The 14,644-nt window shown below is 59.1% G+C and carries 26 protein-coding genes; 25 read left to right on the top strand and 1 reads right to left on the bottom strand.

The window, feature by feature from the left end; all coding sequences use genetic code 11:
- Window position 1: 1 nt before the first annotated feature.
- A complete protein-coding gene (locus AC3YMN_RS10945; RefSeq protein ID WP_489890009.1) occupies window positions 2-478 on the bottom strand; it encodes a YbjN domain-containing protein in 477 nt (158 codons plus the stop codon).
- A 462-nt stretch (window positions 479-940) separates the two neighbouring features.
- Between AC3YMN_RS10945 and rpsL the strand changes: the two genes are divergently transcribed.
- The 25 genes from rpsL to rplO all read left to right on the top strand — a co-directional run bounded on the left by rpsL (window position 941) and on the right by rplO (window position 14,602).
- The gene (gene rpsL / locus AC3YMN_RS10940; protein WP_046136734.1) at window positions 941-1,312 is read left to right on the top strand and encodes a 30S ribosomal protein S12; all 372 of its coding nucleotides are present in this window, start codon (window positions 941-943) and stop codon (window positions 1,310-1,312) included.
- A 10-nt stretch (window positions 1,313-1,322) separates the two neighbouring features.
- Entirely contained in the window at window positions 1,323-1,793 is a 471-nt protein-coding gene (gene rpsG, locus AC3YMN_RS10935; RefSeq protein ID WP_127752902.1) for a 30S ribosomal protein S7, read from the top strand.
- Between the two features lie 12 nt (window positions 1,794-1,805).
- Window positions 1,806-3,896 carry an elongation factor G gene (fusA, locus tag AC3YMN_RS10930; RefSeq protein ID WP_127752903.1) on the top strand — a complete coding sequence of 697 codons (2,091 nt, stop codon included), beginning with the start codon at window positions 1,806-1,808 and terminating at the stop codon, window positions 3,894-3,896.
- Window positions 3,897-3,949: 53 nt separating this feature from the next.
- Complete coding sequence (gene tuf, locus AC3YMN_RS10925) at window positions 3,950-5,140, top strand: elongation factor Tu (RefSeq protein WP_127752904.1); 1,191 nt, start codon at window positions 3,950-3,952, stop codon at window positions 5,138-5,140.
- Between the two features lie 67 nt (window positions 5,141-5,207).
- On the top strand, window positions 5,208-5,516 hold the full coding sequence (gene rpsJ, locus AC3YMN_RS10920; RefSeq protein WP_072338649.1) for a 30S ribosomal protein S10: 309 nt from the start codon (window positions 5,208-5,210) through the stop codon (window positions 5,514-5,516).
- A gap of 87 nt (window positions 5,517-5,603) precedes the next feature.
- A complete protein-coding gene (gene rplC, locus AC3YMN_RS10915) occupies window positions 5,604-6,305 on the top strand; it encodes a 50S ribosomal protein L3 (protein ID WP_127755207.1) in 702 nt (233 codons plus the stop codon).
- Entirely contained in the window at window positions 6,306-6,926 is a 621-nt protein-coding gene (gene rplD / locus AC3YMN_RS10910; protein ID WP_489890008.1) for a 50S ribosomal protein L4, read from the top strand. It abuts the gene before it with no gap.
- Entirely contained in the window at window positions 6,923-7,216 is a 294-nt protein-coding gene (locus AC3YMN_RS10905; protein ID WP_127752906.1) for a 50S ribosomal protein L23, read from the top strand. The genes rplD and AC3YMN_RS10905 overlap by 4 nt, the downstream gene beginning before the upstream one ends.
- Window positions 7,217-7,231: 15 nt before the next feature.
- The gene (gene rplB / locus AC3YMN_RS10900; protein ID WP_127752907.1) at window positions 7,232-8,071 is read left to right on the top strand and encodes a 50S ribosomal protein L2; all 840 of its coding nucleotides are present in this window, start codon (window positions 7,232-7,234) and stop codon (window positions 8,069-8,071) included.
- Window positions 8,072-8,074: 3 nt separating this feature from the next.
- The gene (gene rpsS, locus AC3YMN_RS10895; protein WP_126151783.1) at window positions 8,075-8,353 is read left to right on the top strand and encodes a 30S ribosomal protein S19; all 279 of its coding nucleotides are present in this window, start codon (window positions 8,075-8,077) and stop codon (window positions 8,351-8,353) included.
- 1 nt (window position 8,354) lies between these two features.
- Window positions 8,355-8,735, top strand: a complete 381-nt coding sequence (rplV, locus tag AC3YMN_RS10890; protein ID WP_127752908.1) for a 50S ribosomal protein L22 — start codon at window positions 8,355-8,357, stop codon at window positions 8,733-8,735.
- Window positions 8,735-9,484, top strand: coding sequence for a 30S ribosomal protein S3 (rpsC, locus tag AC3YMN_RS10885; RefSeq protein ID WP_127752909.1), 750 nt, complete (start codon window positions 8,735-8,737; stop codon window positions 9,482-9,484). Before rplV ends, rpsC begins: the two co-directional genes overlap by 1 nt.
- Window positions 9,485-9,499: 15 nt before the next feature.
- Window positions 9,500-9,913, top strand: a complete 414-nt coding sequence (rplP, locus tag AC3YMN_RS10880) for a 50S ribosomal protein L16 (RefSeq protein WP_108459097.1) — start codon at window positions 9,500-9,502, stop codon at window positions 9,911-9,913.
- 11 nt (window positions 9,914-9,924) lie between these two features.
- Complete coding sequence (gene rpmC / locus AC3YMN_RS10875) at window positions 9,925-10,119, top strand: 50S ribosomal protein L29 (RefSeq protein WP_046172875.1); 195 nt, start codon at window positions 9,925-9,927, stop codon at window positions 10,117-10,119.
- A 12-nt stretch (window positions 10,120-10,131) separates the two neighbouring features.
- Window positions 10,132-10,386 carry a 30S ribosomal protein S17 gene (gene rpsQ, locus AC3YMN_RS10870; protein ID WP_127752910.1) on the top strand — a complete coding sequence of 85 codons (255 nt, stop codon included), beginning with the start codon at window positions 10,132-10,134 and terminating at the stop codon, window positions 10,384-10,386.
- Window positions 10,383-10,751 carry a 50S ribosomal protein L14 gene (gene rplN / locus AC3YMN_RS10865; RefSeq protein WP_046138380.1) on the top strand — a complete coding sequence of 123 codons (369 nt, stop codon included), beginning with the start codon at window positions 10,383-10,385 and terminating at the stop codon, window positions 10,749-10,751. Before rpsQ ends, rplN begins: the two co-directional genes overlap by 4 nt.
- Complete coding sequence (rplX, locus tag AC3YMN_RS10860) at window positions 10,751-11,062, top strand: 50S ribosomal protein L24 (protein WP_127752911.1); 312 nt, start codon at window positions 10,751-10,753, stop codon at window positions 11,060-11,062. Before rplN ends, rplX begins: the two co-directional genes overlap by 1 nt.
- Complete coding sequence (rplE, locus tag AC3YMN_RS10855) at window positions 11,055-11,612, top strand: 50S ribosomal protein L5 (protein WP_127752912.1); 558 nt, start codon at window positions 11,055-11,057, stop codon at window positions 11,610-11,612. The genes rplX and rplE overlap by 8 nt, the downstream gene beginning before the upstream one ends.
- 29 nt (window positions 11,613-11,641) lie before the next feature.
- Entirely contained in the window at window positions 11,642-11,947 is a 306-nt protein-coding gene (gene rpsN, locus AC3YMN_RS10850) for a 30S ribosomal protein S14 (protein WP_127752913.1), read from the top strand.
- A 12-nt stretch (window positions 11,948-11,959) separates the two neighbouring features.
- The gene (rpsH, locus tag AC3YMN_RS10845) at window positions 11,960-12,358 is read left to right on the top strand and encodes a 30S ribosomal protein S8 (protein WP_127752914.1); all 399 of its coding nucleotides are present in this window, start codon (window positions 11,960-11,962) and stop codon (window positions 12,356-12,358) included.
- A 52-nt stretch (window positions 12,359-12,410) separates the two neighbouring features.
- Entirely contained in the window at window positions 12,411-12,944 is a 534-nt protein-coding gene (rplF, locus tag AC3YMN_RS10840; protein WP_127752915.1) for a 50S ribosomal protein L6, read from the top strand.
- 12 nt (window positions 12,945-12,956) lie between these two features.
- On the top strand, window positions 12,957-13,319 hold the full coding sequence (gene rplR, locus AC3YMN_RS10835) for a 50S ribosomal protein L18 (RefSeq protein WP_127752916.1): 363 nt from the start codon (window positions 12,957-12,959) through the stop codon (window positions 13,317-13,319).
- 21 nt (window positions 13,320-13,340) lie between these two features.
- Window positions 13,341-13,874: a 30S ribosomal protein S5 gene (rpsE, locus tag AC3YMN_RS10830; RefSeq protein WP_127752917.1), complete on the top strand. Its 534-nt coding sequence runs from the start codon at window positions 13,341-13,343 to the stop codon at window positions 13,872-13,874.
- A gap of 26 nt (window positions 13,875-13,900) precedes the next feature.
- The gene (gene rpmD, locus AC3YMN_RS10825; RefSeq protein WP_127752918.1) at window positions 13,901-14,089 is read left to right on the top strand and encodes a 50S ribosomal protein L30; all 189 of its coding nucleotides are present in this window, start codon (window positions 13,901-13,903) and stop codon (window positions 14,087-14,089) included.
- 15 nt (window positions 14,090-14,104) lie between these two features.
- On the top strand, window positions 14,105-14,602 hold the full coding sequence (gene rplO / locus AC3YMN_RS10820) for a 50S ribosomal protein L15 (RefSeq protein ID WP_172123153.1): 498 nt from the start codon (window positions 14,105-14,107) through the stop codon (window positions 14,600-14,602).
- Window positions 14,603-14,644 lie beyond the last annotated feature (42 nt).

The raw sequence follows: 14,644 nt of genomic DNA, 5'->3' as shown, positions 1-14,644 counted from the left end.
CCTAGGACGGCGCCGTGTAACCGACGTGATCTGCGAATTGCTCGACCACCATGGTCCAGATTGCTATTTGCGAATTGAGGTAGGCCGGGCTCACCCCTTCGACCAGATCGATGTCCATCTCGACACACGCGTCCTTGTCCTGGTCGAGGTAGGCCCGGCTAAAACGCTTGGATGCATTCCACTCGTTGATCACCTCCAGCGTTGGCTTCACATCAACAAAGCCAAGAAAGAAGTTGATGTCCTCACAGTCGGCATTGTCCGTGCAGTTGCGGAACAAGATCTGATAGCCGACTTCTCCGATCTTGCCATTGATCAGTGGATCCCCGTTGGGCTGAGCCGAGAGGACTGCTGTACCGTACTCGGTTGCTGCCGCTCGAACCGCATCCACATTGGCCCCGGTAATCGCCTCTTGCCCTGTGGCAATGCCGGTAAAGGCGAGCACCATGAATGCGCCGGCAGTCTTTGCTATAACTCTCATTAAAACCTCCATGGTGGGCTGACAGCCAAGGGGCTGTTGCTCGATCGAACACTACACTTTCACTGCTTTGGAGGAAGGGCGTGGCGCCCGAAAGGAGAAGCATGGTTGAACCGCCATGAAGGTCGCAAATGCCAACATACTGAATATTTGACGCATGCCTCCAATGCGCAAAATCCCGAAAGAATCCTTGACGGAACGACTCTCCGCCTCTAAACAGCCCATACCTTAGCGGTCGGTCGTGATTGTCGCTTCGGGTACCTGCCACCTAGCGCGGGCATCCAGGACACTCAAACACACTGTGGGTAGATAGACGAAGTAAATCCTTGTGCGCATGACTGCCGCCTTTGATGGCGCGTGGTCCGCTGCAATTGAGGCGCCGCCATACCCCTTAGGGGGTCAGGTGAGCGCTATTTTGGTTTGCTTGTCACGATCGAAATGAATTTGGACGATGGAAAGAGCTCAATGCCGACCATTAATCAGCTGATCCGCAAACCACGCGCCAGCAAGCCCAAGCGGAACAAGGTTCCCGCAATGGAAGCCAATCCGCAGAAGCGCGGCGTGTGCTCCCGTGTCTATACGACCACTCCGAAGAAGCCGAACTCGGCCCTTCGCAAGGTCGCCAAGGTGCGCCTGACCAACTCCCGCGAGGTGATCTCGTACATTCCGGGCGAAGGCCACAACCTCCAGGAGCACTCGGTTGTGCTGATCCGTGGCGGTCGTGTTCGCGATCTTCCGGGTGTTCGTTACCACGTGCTCCGCGGTGTCCTTGACACCCAGAGCGTGAAGGACCGCAAGCAGCGTCGTTCGAAGTACGGCGCGAAGCGTCCGAAGTAAGGAGAGAGTCATGTCCCGTCGCCACCGCGCAGAAAAGCGTGACGTTATCCCTGATCCCAAGTTCGGTGATCTCGTCGTAACCAAGTTCATGAACTCCCTGATGAAGGACGGCAAGAAGTCCGCTGCCGAGTCCATCGTTTATGGTGCGTTCGACATCGTCGAAGCCAAGATCAAGCAGGACCCGATCACGGTTTTCCATACCGCGCTCGACAACATCCGTCCGGCTGTCGAAGTTCGTTCGCGCCGTGTTGGCGGTGCAACCTACCAGGTTCCCGTCGAAGTCCGTGCCGACCGTCAGCAGGCTCTTGCCATTCGCTGGCTGATCGACTCGGCCCGCAAGCGCGGTGAGAACACCATGCGTGAGCGCCTTTCTGGCGAGCTCATGGATGCTGTGAACGGGCGTGGTCAGGCCGTCAAGAAACGCGAAGATACGCACCGTATGGCTGACGCCAACCGTGCCTTCTCGCACTACCGCTGGTAGTAGGAGCGCCCTATGGCACGCGAATATCCAATTCCGCTCTATCGTAACTTCGGCATCATGGCGCACATCGATGCTGGCAAGACGACTACGACTGAGCGCATTCTGTACTACACCGGCAAGTCCCATAAGATCGGCGAAGTCCACGACGGCGCCGCGACCATGGACTGGATGGAGCAAGAGCAGGAACGCGGCATTACGATCACGTCTGCTGCCACGACCACGTTCTGGAAAGATCGGAACGGTACCCAGCACCGCTTCAACATCATCGACACCCCCGGCCACGTTGACTTCACCATTGAAGTTGAGCGTTCGCTGCGTGTGCTCGACGGTGCCGTTGCCCTGCTGGACGCCAATGCTGGTGTTGAGCCACAGACTGAGACCGTTTGGCGTCAGGCCGACAAGTACCGGGTTCCCCGTCTGATCTTCGTGAACAAGATGGACAAGATCGGCGCCGATTTTTATCGCTGCGTCGAGATGGTCGGTTCGCGTCTTGGTGCCAAGGGCGTTCCGGTGCAGCTGCCGATCGGCGCTGAGAATGAGTTCAAGGGCGTTGTCGACCTGATCGAGATGAACGCTCTGGTCTGGCGCAACGAAGAGCTTGGGGCCCAGTGGGACGTTGTTGAGATCCCCGAAGACCTCAAGGACAAAGCCGAGAAGTATCGCGAAGCGCTGATCGAAGCCGCGGTTGAACTCGACGACGACGCCATGGAAGCGTATCTGAACGGCGAAGTGCCGAACAACGATACGATCCGCCGGCTGCTCCGTCGCGGTGTCATCGATGCGAAGTTCTTCCTGATCTTTGCGGGCTCCGCCTTCAAGAACAAGGGCGTGCAGCCTCTGCTGGACGGCGTGATCGACTACCTGCCGTCGCCTGCTGACGTTCCAGCCATCCAGGGTATCGATGCCCGTACGGAGGCACCGATCGAGCGTCACGCCGACGACAATGAGCCGCTCTCGATGCTGGCTTTCAAGATTGCCAACGATCCGCATATGGGTTCGTTGACCTTCTGCCGCATCTACTCGGGTCACATCGAGCAGGGCGCAATGCTGGAAAACACGGTCAAGGAAAAGCGCGAACGCGTCGGCCGTATGTTCCAGATGCACGCCAACAGCCGCGAGCAGATCACCGAAGCCTTCGCTGGCGACATCGTCGCTATCGTTGGCCTCAAGGACACGACCACGGGCGATACGCTTTGCGCGCAGAATGCTCCGGTTATCCTTGAACGCATGATCTTCCCCGAGCCGGTTATCGATATCTCGGTTGAACCGAAGTCGAAGGCCGACCAGGAAAAGATGGGTCTTGCGCTCAATCGTCTTGCTGCCGAGGATCCGTCGTTCCGCGTCAAGACTGACGAAGAATCGGGTCAGACCATCATCTCGGGCATGGGCGAGTTGCACCTCGACATTCTCGTTGATCGCATGCGTCGCGAGTTCAAGGTGGAAGCCAATATCGGTCAGCCTCAGGTGGCTTATCGTGAGACCATCACCCGCAAGGCCGATGTGGACTATACCCACAAGAAGCAGTCGGGTGGTTCGGGCCAGTTCGCTCGTGTCAAGCTGACGGTTGAGCCAGGTGAAGTCGGCAAGGGTCTTGAGTTCGTCAACGCCGTTGTTGGTGGCTCGGTGCCCAAGGAATACATCCCGGGCGTCGAAAAGGGCGTGAAGTCGGTGATGGCTGCTGGTCCGTTGATCGGGTTCCCGATCGTGGACGTCAAGGTGACGCTGACCGAAGGCGCCTACCACGATGTTGACTCCTCGGTGCTGGCATTCGAAATCGCCGGTCGTGCTGGTTTCAACGAAGGTCTTCGTAAAGCGGCTCCAAAAATCCTGGAGCCCATCATGAAGGTTGAAGTTGTCACGCCGGAAGATTACATGGGCGACGTCATCGGCGACCTGAACTCCCGTCGGGGCCAAATTCATGGAACCGAGAGTCGTGGTGTCCTTCAGGTGGTGAATGCCTATGTGCCGCTCGCGAACATGTTCGGCTATGTGAACTCGCTGCGCTCCATGAGCCAGGGTCGTGCACAATATACGATGACGTTCGACCACTACGAGCAAGTGCCACAGGCAGTCGCTGACGAAGTCCAGGCCAAGTACGCCTAAACAAGAAACTGAAACTAGGTTGGCCGCAGGGCTAACCGATACGGAGAGAAGCAATGGGCAAGGAAAAGTTTTCCCGCAATAAGCCTCACTGCAACATCGGCACCATCGGTCACGTTGACCATGGCAAGACCTCGCTGACCGCAGCCATCACCAAGGTTCTGGCCGAAACCGGTGGCGCGACCTTCAAGGCGTACGACCAGATCGACGCGGCGCCCGAAGAAAAGGCCCGTGGCATCACCATCAACACCGCTCACGTTGAGTATGAGACTGCCAATCGGCACTACGCTCACGTGGACTGCCCCGGCCACGCCGACTATGTGAAGAACATGATCACCGGCGCAGCCCAGATGGACGGCGCGATCCTGGTCGTGTCGGCTGCTGACGGCCCAATGCCCCAGACTCGCGAGCACATCTTGCTGGCCCGTCAGGTTGGCGTGCCTGCTCTCGTGGTGTTCCTGAACAAGTGCGACATGGTCGACGATCCGGAACTGCTTGAGCTGGTTGAGCTGGAAGTCCGCGAGCTCCTGAGCTCGTACGAATTCCCCGGCGATGATATCCCGATCACCAAGGGTTCGGCCTTGGCCGCTCTCGAGGACTCGGACAAGGCTCTTGGTCACGACGCCGTTCTGGCGCTGATGAAGACCGTTGACGAGTACATCCCGCAGCCAGAGCGTCCTGTTGACCAGCCGTTCCTGATGCCGATCGAAGACGTGTTCTCGATCTCGGGTCGTGGTACTGTGGTGACCGGTCGCGTTGAACGCGGCATCGTCAAGGTTGGCGAAGAAGTCGAAATCGTCGGCATCAAGGCAACCCAGAAGACCACCGTTACCGGTGTCGAAATGTTCCGCAAGCTGCTCGACTCGGGCCAGGCTGGCGACAACATCGGCGCGCTGATCCGTGGTATCGACCGCACCCAGGTGGAGCGTGGTCAGGTTCTGTGCAAGCCCGGTTCCGTGACCCCACACACCGACTTCGTTGCTGAGGCCTATATCCTCACCAAGGAAGAAGGCGGCCGTCACACCCCGTTCTTCGGTAACTACCGTCCGCAGTTCTACTTCCGGACCACCGACGTGACCGGTATCGTGACCCTGCCGGAAGGCACGGAAATGGTTATGCCTGGCGACAACATCAACATGAACGTTCAGCTGATCGTTCCGATCGCCATGGAAGAGAAGCTCCGCTTCGCTATCCGTGAAGGTGGCCGCACCGTCGGCGCCGGCGTGGTCGCCAAGATCCTTAAGTAAGAGCGACTGTTTATTCGCGGCGCGCGGATTGACGCGCGCCGCGTCCATTTCTGTCAGGATTCACAAGATGAACGGTCAAAATATTCGCATCAGGCTCAAGGCCTTTGACCATCGTGTGCTCGATAGCTCGACCCGCGAGATCGTCAATACGGCCAAGCGTACGGGCGCGCAGGTACGCGGCCCAATTCCGCTGCCGACGCGGATCGAGAAGTTCACCGTCAACCGCTCGCCGCACATCGACAAGAAGTCGCGCGAGCAGTTCGAGATCCGGACCCACAAGCGTCTTCTCGACATCGTGGATCCGACTCCCCAGACGGTTGATGCACTGATGAAGCTCGACCTCGCCGCCGGTGTGGACGTCGAAATCAAGCTCTAAGTGACATAATTTTCGCGCTTGCCGCCAACAGGGTCCTCTTGGGAAACAATGACCCGGCACAGCGCCAGTTTGAAAAGGTTTAAACCGATGCGTTCTGGATTGATCGCACAGAAGCTGGGCATGACCCGCATTTTCACCGATGACGGCGCGCATGTGCCGGTCACGGTGCTTGAGCTGCAGAACTGCCAGGTGGTAGGTCAGCGGACCGCGGAAAAAGACGGCTATGTGGCGTTGCAGCTCGGTGCTGGGCAGGCGAAAGCCAAGAATACGACCAAGGCAGAACGCGGCCAGTTCGCCGTTGCCAAGGTCGAGCCAAAGCGCCACGTCGCTGAGTTCCGCGTTGATGAGGCCAACCTCATCGAGGTCGGCGCGCAGCTGCAGGCTGACCACTTTGTCGAAGGCCAGCTGGTGGATGTCACCGGCACCTCGATTGGTAAGGGTTTTGCCGGCGGTATGAAGCGCTGGAACTTTGGTGGTCTGCGCGCGACCCACGGTGTGTCTGTGTCGCACCGTTCGATCGGTTCGACCGGTGGCCGTCAGGACCCGGGCAAGACCTTCAAAAACAAGAAGATGCCGGGCCATATGGGCGATCGTCGCATCACCACGCAGAACCTCAAGGTCGTCAAGACCGATGTCGAGCGCGGTTTGATCATGATCCAGGGTTCGGTCCCCGGCGCCAAGGGCGCTTGGATCATGATCAAGGACGCCGTCAAGAAGCCTGCTCCCAAGGATGCGGCTTTCCCCGGTTCGTTCAAGCCCGCCGCTGATGTTGCGGGGGAGGCAGTATAAATGGAACTCCAGGTAACCACTCTTGATGGCCAGTCGAACGGCAGCGTTACGCTTGCTGACGACGTGTTCGGCCTCGAAGTGCGGCAGGACATCCTGCACCGCATGGTTCGCTACCAGCAGCTCAAGGCCATGGCCGGCACGCACGATGTCAAGCATCGTTCGGAAGGCGTGCGCACGGGCAAGAAGTTCGTGAAGCAGAAGGGTTCGGGCGGCGCCCGTCACGGCGATCGCAAGGCTCCCCAGTTCCGTGGTGGTGGCCGTGCATTCGGTCCGACCCCGCGCAGCCATGCGATCGATCTTCCCAAGAAGGTCCGCGCCCTGGCACTCAAGCATGCTTTGTCGGCCAAGGCTAAGGCAGGCGATCTGATCGTCCTGGATAGCGTTGCGACTGCTGCTCCCAAGACTGCGGCGCTTCGCACCGTGTTCGGCAACTTGGCCTGGTCCAATGCGCTGATCATCGATGGTGCGGCTGTGGACCAGAACTTCGCTCTGGCCGCCCGCAACATTCCGCACATCGACGTGCTGCCGGTGCAGGGGATCAACGTTGTTTCGATCCTCAAGCGTGAAAAGCTCGTCCTGACCAAGGCAGCGCTCGAAGCGCTGGAAGCGAGGTTCGCATGAACAAGCTTAGCGCTTACGACATCGTCCGCAATCCAGTGGTGACTGAAAAGTCGACCATGGCTTCGGAAAACAACCAGGTTGTTTTCGATGTGGCAATCGATGCCAGCAAGACCGAGATTAAGGCTGCCGTCGAGCAGCTCTTCCAGGTCAAGGTCAAGGCAGTTAACACCCTCGTCCGCAAGGGCAAGGTGAAGCGTTTCCGCGGCAAGATCGGCGTTCGTAACGACGTCAAGAAGGCCATCGTGACCCTCGTCGACGGCCAGTCGATCGATATTTCGACCGGCCTCTAAGGGACAGAGACAAAAATGGCTCTAAAAACTTACAATCCCACCTCCGAAGGCCGTCGTCAGCTGATCACGACCGATCGTTCGGAACTCTGGAAGGGCGCTCCGGTCAAGACCTTGACCGAGGGTTTGTCCAAAAAGGGTGGCCGTAACAACCGTGGACGCATCACTGCGTTCCACCGTGGCGGCGGTCACAAGCGGACCTATCGTCTGGTTGACTTTAAGCGCGTCAAGTTCGACTCGGTCGGCACTGTCGAGCGGCTGGAATACGATCCCAACCGCACCGCCTGGATCGCCCTGGTGATCTACGAAGACGGCGAGAAGGCTTATATCATTGCGCCGCAGCGTTTGTCGGCTGGTGACAAGGTCATCTCTTCGATGAACGGCGCCGACGTGAAGCCCGGCAATGCAATGCCGCTCGAGCGTATGCCCGTTGGCACGATCGTGCACAACATTGAGCTTAAGCCCCGCAAGGGGGGTCAGGTCGCTCGCTCGGCTGGTGCTTATGCCCAGTATGTTGGTCGCGACCAGGGTTGGGCGATCCTGCGCCTGAACTCGGGTGAACAGCGCCGCGTGCATGGCACTTGCCTTGCAACCGTTGGCGCGGTTTCCAACCAGGACCACTCCAACACCTCGCTCGGCAAGGCCGGCCGGTCGCGTTGGCTGGGTCGCAAGCCCGTCACCCGCGGCGTGGCCATGAACCCGATCGATCACCCGCATGGTGGTGGTGAAGGCCGTACCTCTGGTGGCCGTCACCCGGTTACGCCTTGGGGCAAGCCGACCAAGGGCAAGAAGACTCGCAGCAACAAGGCAACGGACAAGTTCATCGTTCGTAGCCGCCACGTGAAGAAGGGCAGGTAAAACATGACCCGTTCGATTTGGAAGGGGCCGTTTGTTGACGGCTATCTGCTCAAGAAGGCCGAGAAGGCCCAGTCGTCAGGCCGCAGCGATGTGGTCAAGATCTGGAGCCGCCGCTCGACCATTCTGCCGCAGTTTGTCGGCATCACCTTCGGCGTCCACAACGGCCAGAAGCATGTTCCGGTGAACGTCACTGAAGACATGATCGGCCACAAGTTCGGCGAATTCGCTCCTACCCGTACCTATTACGGGCATGCGGCCGACAAGAAGGCCAAGAGGAAGTAAGATGGGCAAGCCAAAAACCCAGCGTTCGCTCAAGGACAACGAGGCCAAGGCTGTGTTGCGCATGCTGCGCATCAGCCCGCAGAAGCTCAACCTTCTGGCCCAGCTGATCCGTGGCAAGAAGGTCGAGAAGGCTCTCGCCGAACTCGAGTTCTCGCACAAGCGCATTTCCGGCCAGGTCAAGAAGGTGCTCGAGAGCGCCATCGCGAACGCCGAGAACAACCATGGCCTCGATACCGACGCGCTCGTCGTCGCCGAAGCCTATGTCGGCAACTCGCTTGTCATGAAGCGTTTCACGGCTCGTGGCCGTGGCCGGTCGTCGCGGATCGAGAAGCCTTTCGCGCATCTGACGATCATCGTCCGGCAAGTTGAGGAGGCCGCATAATGGGCCAGAAGATCAATCCAATTGGCTTCCGCCTGGGCATCAACCGCACCTGGGACAGCCGCTGGTTCGCCAACAAGGGCGAATACGGTTCGCTGCTGCAGGAAGACCTCAAGATCCGCGAGACTCTGCTCGAGGACCTCAAGGCCGCTGCCGTGTCCAAGATCGTCATCGAGCGTCCGCACCGTAAGTGCCGCGTGTCGATCCACACCGCCCGTCCGGGCATCGTGATCGGCAAGAAGGGCGCGGACATCGACAAGATCCGCGCCAAGGTCAAGAAGTACACTGACAGCGAAGTGCACATCAACATCGTTGAAGTGCGCAAGCCGGAAACCGATGCGACCCTCGTTGCCCAAGGCATTGCCCAGCAGCTGGAACGTCGTGTTGCCTTCCGCCGCGCCATGAAGCGTGCTGTGCAGACCGCAATTCGCATGGGCGCCGGTGGGATCCGCGTGAATGTTGGTGGTCGCCTTGGTGGCGCTGACATCGCTCGTACCGAATGGTACCGCGAAGGTCGCGTTCCGCTGCACACCCTGCGTGCTGATATCGACTACGGCACTGCCGAAGCCGAAACCACGTATGGCATCATCGGTATCAAGGTCTGGATCTTCAAGGGTGAAGTTCTTGAGCACGATCCCACTGCCCATGAGCGTCGCGCGACTGAAGGCAACGATGCCGGTGGTCAGCGTAGCGAACGCAGCGAGCGTGGTCCGCGGCCTGATCGCGGTGACCGCGATCGTGAACGCGCATAAGAAGGTTAGTTCATTATGCTGCAACCAAAAAAGACTAAGTTCCGCAAGGCGCACAAGGGCCGTATCCACGGCGTCGCCAAGGGCGGCACCGAGCTTGCCTTCGGCCAGTATGCCCTCAAGGCAACTGAGCCAGAGCGGGTCACCGCTCGCCAGATCGAAGCTGCTCGTCGCGCCATTACCCGCGAGATGAAGCGCCAGGGTCGTGTCTGGATCCGTATCTTCCCAGATGTGCCGGTTTCCAAGAAGCCGACTGAAGTGCGTATGGGTAAGGGCAAGGGTTCGGTTGAATTCTGGGCTGCTCGTGTTAAACCGGGCCGCATTGTATTCGAGATCGACGGCGTCCCCGAGGACGTTGCCAAGGAAGCGCTGCGCCTTGGCGCAATGAAGCTTCCGATCATGACGCGGGTTGTTACCCGCATTGCCGACTAAGGACTGCGAGCATGAAAGCCAGTGATGTGCGGAGCAAGACCGCAGACGAACTGAAGGATCAGCTCGTCGACCTCAAGAAAGAACAGTTCAACCTGCGTTTCCAGCGTGCTACTCAGCAGCTGGAAAAGCCGGCCCAGGTAAAGTCCGTCCGCCGCGACATCGCGCGGATCAAGACGATCCTCGGCGAAAAGAACGCAGCGAAGTAAGGAGCCGCGACCATGCCAAAGCGCGTTTTGCAGGGGACTGTGGTCTCCGACGCCAATGAGAAGACGGTCGTGGTGCGCGTTGAGCGCCGCTTCACGCATCCCGTGATGAAGAAGACGGTTCGCCGGTCCAAGAAGTATCACGCCCATGACGAGGCCAATTTGGCCAAGGTCGGGCAGATCGTTTGGATCGAAGAGTGTGCGCCGATTTCCAAGAACAAGCGCTGGACGCTGGTTCAGGACGCGGCTCAGGAAGGTGCTACGCCATGATCCAGATGCAGTCCAATCTCGATGTCGCCGACAACTCCGGCGCCAAGCGGGTCATGTGCATCAAGGTACTGGGCGGTTCGCACCGCAAGTACGCTTCGGTCGGCGACATCATCGTCGTCTCCGTCAAGGATGCCATTCCACGTGGCCGTGTCAAGAAGGGCCAGGTCATGAAGGCCGTGGTCGTTCGCACCGCGTTCGACATCCGTCGTCCCGATGGCACCGTAATCCGCTTCGACAAGAATGCCGCGGTTCTGATCAACAATCAGAAAGAGCCAATCGGCACTCGTATCTTCGGACCAGTTCCGCGCGAGCTTCGCGCCAAGAACCACATGAAGATCATTTCGCTCGCGCCAGAGGTGCTGTAATGGCTGCCAAGATTAAAAAGGGCGACAAGGTCGTCGTCCTGGCCGGCAAGGACAAGGGCAAGACCGGGCAGGTCCTGCAGGTCATCCCGACCGAAACCAAGGCGCTGGTCCAGGGTATCAACCTGGTTCGTCGCCACACCAAGCAGACCGCGTCGACCGATGCAGGGATCTTCACCAAGGAAGCCCCGATCCATTTGTCGAACATCGCGCTCGCCGACAAGGATGGCAAGCCCACCCGCGTCGGTTTCCAGATCAACGACGGCGTCAAGACGCGCGTTGCCAAGTCGACCGGAGATGTGATCGATGGCTGAGACCGCTTACATTCCGCGGCTTCGTACCGAGTATGAAGAAAATATCCGCAAGGTTCTTCAGGAGCAGTTCTCCTACAAGAACGTCATGGAAATGCCCAAGCTCGACAAGATCGTGCTGAACATGGGCGTTGGCGAAGCCGTCAACGACACCAAGAAGGTCAAGAGCGCTGCGGGCGATCTGGAAAAGATTGCCGGCCAGAAGCCCGTGATCACCCATGCTCGCAAGTCGATCGCCGGCTTCAAGGTGCGCGAAGACATGCCGCTGGGCGTCAAGGTCACGCTGCGCAAGACGCGCATGTATGAATTCCTTGACCGTCTGGTCAACATTGCGCTGCCCCGCGTGCGAGATTTCCGCGGCCTCAATCCGAATTCATTTGACGGCCGTGGCAACTACGCTATGGGCATCAAGGAACATATCATCTTCCCGGAAATCAACTACGATCAGGTTGACCAGGTCTGGGGCATGGACATCGTCATTGCGACGACGGCCAAGAGCGATGATGAGGCGCGCGCGCTTCTCAAGGCATTCAACTTCCCGTTCCGCCAGTAAGCGGGCAGGGGAAGGATAAGGAACAGGACATGGCCAAGACCAGCTCCATTGAAAAGAACAAGAAGCGCGTTGCGCTCGCCAAGCAGTATGCCGGCAAGCGCGCAGCTCTCAAGGCGCAGACCAAGGATCAGTCGATCCCCATTGATCAGCGTTTCGCGGCCCAGTTGAAGCTGGCCGAACTGCCGCGCAATTCCGCCAAGGTGCGGGTGCGCAATCGTTGCGAAGTGTCGGGTCGTCCACGCGCTTACTATCGTAAGCTCAAGATGAGCCGTATTGCCCTGCGTGAGCTGGGCAACATGGGCATGATTCCCGGCCTCGTGAAGTCGAGCTGGTAAGGAGAATCTGAGATGAGCTTTTCCGATCCCATCGGCGATATGCTGACCCGCATCCGCAATGCCCAGTTGCGCCGCAAGACTTCCGTGTCCACGCCGGCTTCCACGCTGCGTGGTCGCGTCCTGGACGTGCTTCAGTCCGAAGGCTTCATCCGCGGCTATTCGGAAACCAAGTTCGAGAACGGCGCTGCCGAATACGAAATTGAACTGAAGTATGCCGAAAACGACCCCGTGATTCGCACCATCGAGCGCGTTTCGCGTCCCGGCCGACGCGTTTATGCGTCGGTCAAGAATATCCCCCAGGTTGCGAATGGCCTGGGTGTGTCGATCCTCTCCACCCCCAAGGGTGTGATGGCCGACCACGAAGCCAAGGCCGCCAATGTCGGTGGCGAGGTACTCTGCCGCGTGTTCTAGGGCTTGTGCCCTGGATCCACGGTAAGACGATTACTCAAGGATTGAACTGAAAATGTCACGTACTGGCAAGAAACCGGTTGCACCGGTGAGTGGCGTTACGGTGACCGTCAATGGTCGCACCGTAACCGCCAAGGGGCCCAAGGGCGAGCTGAGCCTGCCCCTCATGGAAGTTGTCAATGTTGAGCAGGGCGACGACGGCATCACCGTTGTTCCGGCCAACGACACCCGTGAGGCGCGCGCTGCCTGGGGCACCACCCGTGCACTGATCCAGAACATGGTCACCGGTGTCAGCACGGGCTTTGAAAAGCGGCTGGCGATCCAGGGTGTTGGTTATCGCGCTGCAATGCAGGGCAAGGACATCAAGCTTTCGCTTGGGTTCAGCCACGAAGTGATCTACCAAGCCCCTGCGGGCATCACGCTTGCTGTCCCTGCACCGACCGAGATCATCGTAACCGGTACGGACAAGCAGCAGGTTGGCCAGGTTGCGGCCAATATCCGCGAGTGGCGTGCTCCAGAGCCCTACAAGGGCAAGGGCGTGCGGTACCTGGGCGAACAGGTCTTCCGCAAAGAAGGCAAGAAGAAGTAAGGAGCGCCAGCTATGGCTATTAGTGCAAAAGGTGCGGAGCGCCGCAAGGCCCGTGTCCGCAAGGCGCTCAAGGCTCGTGCCTTCGGTCGTCCGCGTCTGTCGGTTTTCCGTTCGGACAAGAACATCTACGCTCAGATCATCGATGACACGACGGGTCGCACCCTTGCGGCCGCTTCGACGCTCGACAAGGACATCAAGTCCAGTGTTGCCAATGGCAGCACCGCTGAGGCTGCAGCAGCGATCGGCAAGCTGATTGCCGAGCGCGGCACCCAGGCTGGCGTTGCCGAAGTCGTCTTCGACCGTGGGTCGTACATCTATCACGGCCGTGTAAAGGCCCTTGCAGAGGCAGCCCGTGAGGGCGGTCTGCAGTTCTAAGACACGGCAAGGAAAAACATTATGAGCAGAGACGTTCAAGAACGCGAAAGCGAATTCGTCGATCGCCTGGTCCACATCAACCGTGTGGCTAAGGTGGTCAAGGGTGGCCGTCGCTTCGGCTTTGCAGCGCTTGTTGTTGTTGGCGACCAGAAGGGCCGCGTTGGCTTTGGTCACGGCAAGGCGCGCGAAGTTCCCGAAGCAATCCGCAAGGCCACCGAGCAGGCGAAGCGGCAGATGATCCGCGTACCCCTGCGCGACGCTCGTACGCTGCACCACGATGTGCAGGGTCGTCACGGCGCCGGCAAGGTGATCCTGCGCGCAGCTGTTCCGGGTACCGGCATCATTGCTGGTGGTCCGATGCGCGCTGTGTTCGAAACGCTTGGCATCAACGACATCGTTGCCAAGTCGCAGGGCACTGCAAACCCATACAACATGGTGCGGGCTACCTTTGATGCGCTCAAGCGCGTTGATAGCCCTCGCTCGGTGGCCTCCCGTCGTGGCCTAAAGGTTTCCGAACTGCAGGCTCGCCGCGGCGAAGCTGCCGTCGAAGTCTAATCGCACCACCTAGTCGGAGATTAAAAATGGCTGATGGCAAAACCATTACCGTCCAGCAGATCGGATCACCGATCCGCCGTGACAAGGTGCAGCGTGCAACCCTGATCGGTCTGGGGCTGAACAAGATGAACAAGAAGCGCGAGCTGATTGATACGCCCGAAGTGCGCGGCATGATCAACAAGCTCCCGCACCTCGTCCGCGTAATCGGCGAGTAGGAAAGAAGGTCCCCCATGACCCGTTTGAACGAACTTCGTGATAATCCAGGCTCCAGCAAGACCCGTATCCGCGTAGGCCGCGGTATCGGTTCGGGCAAGGGCAAGACCGGTGGTCGCGGTGGCAAGGGCCAGACCGCACGCTCAGGCGTGGCGATCAACGGTTTTGAAGGCGGCCAGATGCCCCTTCACATGCGTATGCCAAAGCGCGGCTTCAATCCGCCGAACCCCAAGGACTGGAACCAGATCCGTATCGATCGCATCCAGAACTACATCGACAGCGGCAAGCTGGACGTGTCCGGTATTGTCGATGCTCAGGCTCTTGTTGCTGCCGGCGTGATCCGTCGCGTCAAGGACGGCGTGCGCCTGATCGGTGCTGAGGGTTTCACCGCCTCCAAGGTCACCTTCAAGGTTGATTATGCAACCAAGGGTGCGCTTGCAGCTATTGAATCTGCAGGCGGCAAGGTCGATTTGCTCAAGGCAAAGTCGACGGCAGAGGACGCACAGGCCGAGTGATCTCACTCGGTCTTACGCGCCTGGCCTTAAAGCCATAGGGAG

The organism is Devosia sp. Z11_6 (genome assembly GCF_058133665.1).
This window is presented reverse-complemented; position numbering and strand designations above follow the sequence as displayed.

Excerpts from the sequence above, each read along its gene's own strand:
- AC3YMN_RS10945 (WP_489890009.1), bottom strand. The coding sequence starts at position 478 with ATGAGAGTTATAGCAAAGACTGCCGGCGCATTCATGGTGCTCGCCTTT.
- rpsL (WP_046136734.1), top strand. The coding sequence starts at position 941 with ATGCCGACCATTAATCAGCTGATCCGCAAACCACGCGCCAGCAAGCCC.
- rpsG (WP_127752902.1), top strand. The coding sequence starts at position 1,323 with ATGTCCCGTCGCCACCGCGCAGAAAAGCGTGACGTTATCCCTGATCCC.
- fusA (WP_127752903.1), top strand. The coding sequence starts at position 1,806 with ATGGCACGCGAATATCCAATTCCGCTCTATCGTAACTTCGGCATCATG.
- tuf (WP_127752904.1), top strand. The coding sequence starts at position 3,950 with ATGGGCAAGGAAAAGTTTTCCCGCAATAAGCCTCACTGCAACATCGGC.
- rpsJ (WP_072338649.1), top strand. The coding sequence starts at position 5,208 with ATGAACGGTCAAAATATTCGCATCAGGCTCAAGGCCTTTGACCATCGT.
- rplC (WP_127755207.1), top strand. The coding sequence starts at position 5,604 with ATGCGTTCTGGATTGATCGCACAGAAGCTGGGCATGACCCGCATTTTC.
- rplD (WP_489890008.1), top strand. The coding sequence starts at position 6,306 with ATGGAACTCCAGGTAACCACTCTTGATGGCCAGTCGAACGGCAGCGTT.
- AC3YMN_RS10905 (WP_127752906.1), top strand. The coding sequence starts at position 6,923 with ATGAACAAGCTTAGCGCTTACGACATCGTCCGCAATCCAGTGGTGACT.
- rplB (WP_127752907.1), top strand. The coding sequence starts at position 7,232 with ATGGCTCTAAAAACTTACAATCCCACCTCCGAAGGCCGTCGTCAGCTG.
- rpsS (WP_126151783.1), top strand. The coding sequence starts at position 8,075 with ATGACCCGTTCGATTTGGAAGGGGCCGTTTGTTGACGGCTATCTGCTC.
- rplV (WP_127752908.1), top strand. The coding sequence starts at position 8,355 with ATGGGCAAGCCAAAAACCCAGCGTTCGCTCAAGGACAACGAGGCCAAG.
- rpsC (WP_127752909.1), top strand. The coding sequence starts at position 8,735 with ATGGGCCAGAAGATCAATCCAATTGGCTTCCGCCTGGGCATCAACCGC.
- rplP (WP_108459097.1), top strand. The coding sequence starts at position 9,500 with ATGCTGCAACCAAAAAAGACTAAGTTCCGCAAGGCGCACAAGGGCCGT.
- rpmC (WP_046172875.1), top strand. The coding sequence starts at position 9,925 with ATGAAAGCCAGTGATGTGCGGAGCAAGACCGCAGACGAACTGAAGGAT.
- rpsQ (WP_127752910.1), top strand. The coding sequence starts at position 10,132 with ATGCCAAAGCGCGTTTTGCAGGGGACTGTGGTCTCCGACGCCAATGAG.
- rplN (WP_046138380.1), top strand. The coding sequence starts at position 10,383 with ATGATCCAGATGCAGTCCAATCTCGATGTCGCCGACAACTCCGGCGCC.
- rplX (WP_127752911.1), top strand. The coding sequence starts at position 10,751 with ATGGCTGCCAAGATTAAAAAGGGCGACAAGGTCGTCGTCCTGGCCGGC.
- rplE (WP_127752912.1), top strand. The coding sequence starts at position 11,055 with ATGGCTGAGACCGCTTACATTCCGCGGCTTCGTACCGAGTATGAAGAA.
- rpsN (WP_127752913.1), top strand. The coding sequence starts at position 11,642 with ATGGCCAAGACCAGCTCCATTGAAAAGAACAAGAAGCGCGTTGCGCTC.
- rpsH (WP_127752914.1), top strand. The coding sequence starts at position 11,960 with ATGAGCTTTTCCGATCCCATCGGCGATATGCTGACCCGCATCCGCAAT.
- rplF (WP_127752915.1), top strand. The coding sequence starts at position 12,411 with ATGTCACGTACTGGCAAGAAACCGGTTGCACCGGTGAGTGGCGTTACG.
- rplR (WP_127752916.1), top strand. The coding sequence starts at position 12,957 with ATGGCTATTAGTGCAAAAGGTGCGGAGCGCCGCAAGGCCCGTGTCCGC.
- rpsE (WP_127752917.1), top strand. The coding sequence starts at position 13,341 with ATGAGCAGAGACGTTCAAGAACGCGAAAGCGAATTCGTCGATCGCCTG.
- rpmD (WP_127752918.1), top strand. The coding sequence starts at position 13,901 with ATGGCTGATGGCAAAACCATTACCGTCCAGCAGATCGGATCACCGATC.
- rplO (WP_172123153.1), top strand. The coding sequence starts at position 14,105 with ATGACCCGTTTGAACGAACTTCGTGATAATCCAGGCTCCAGCAAGACC.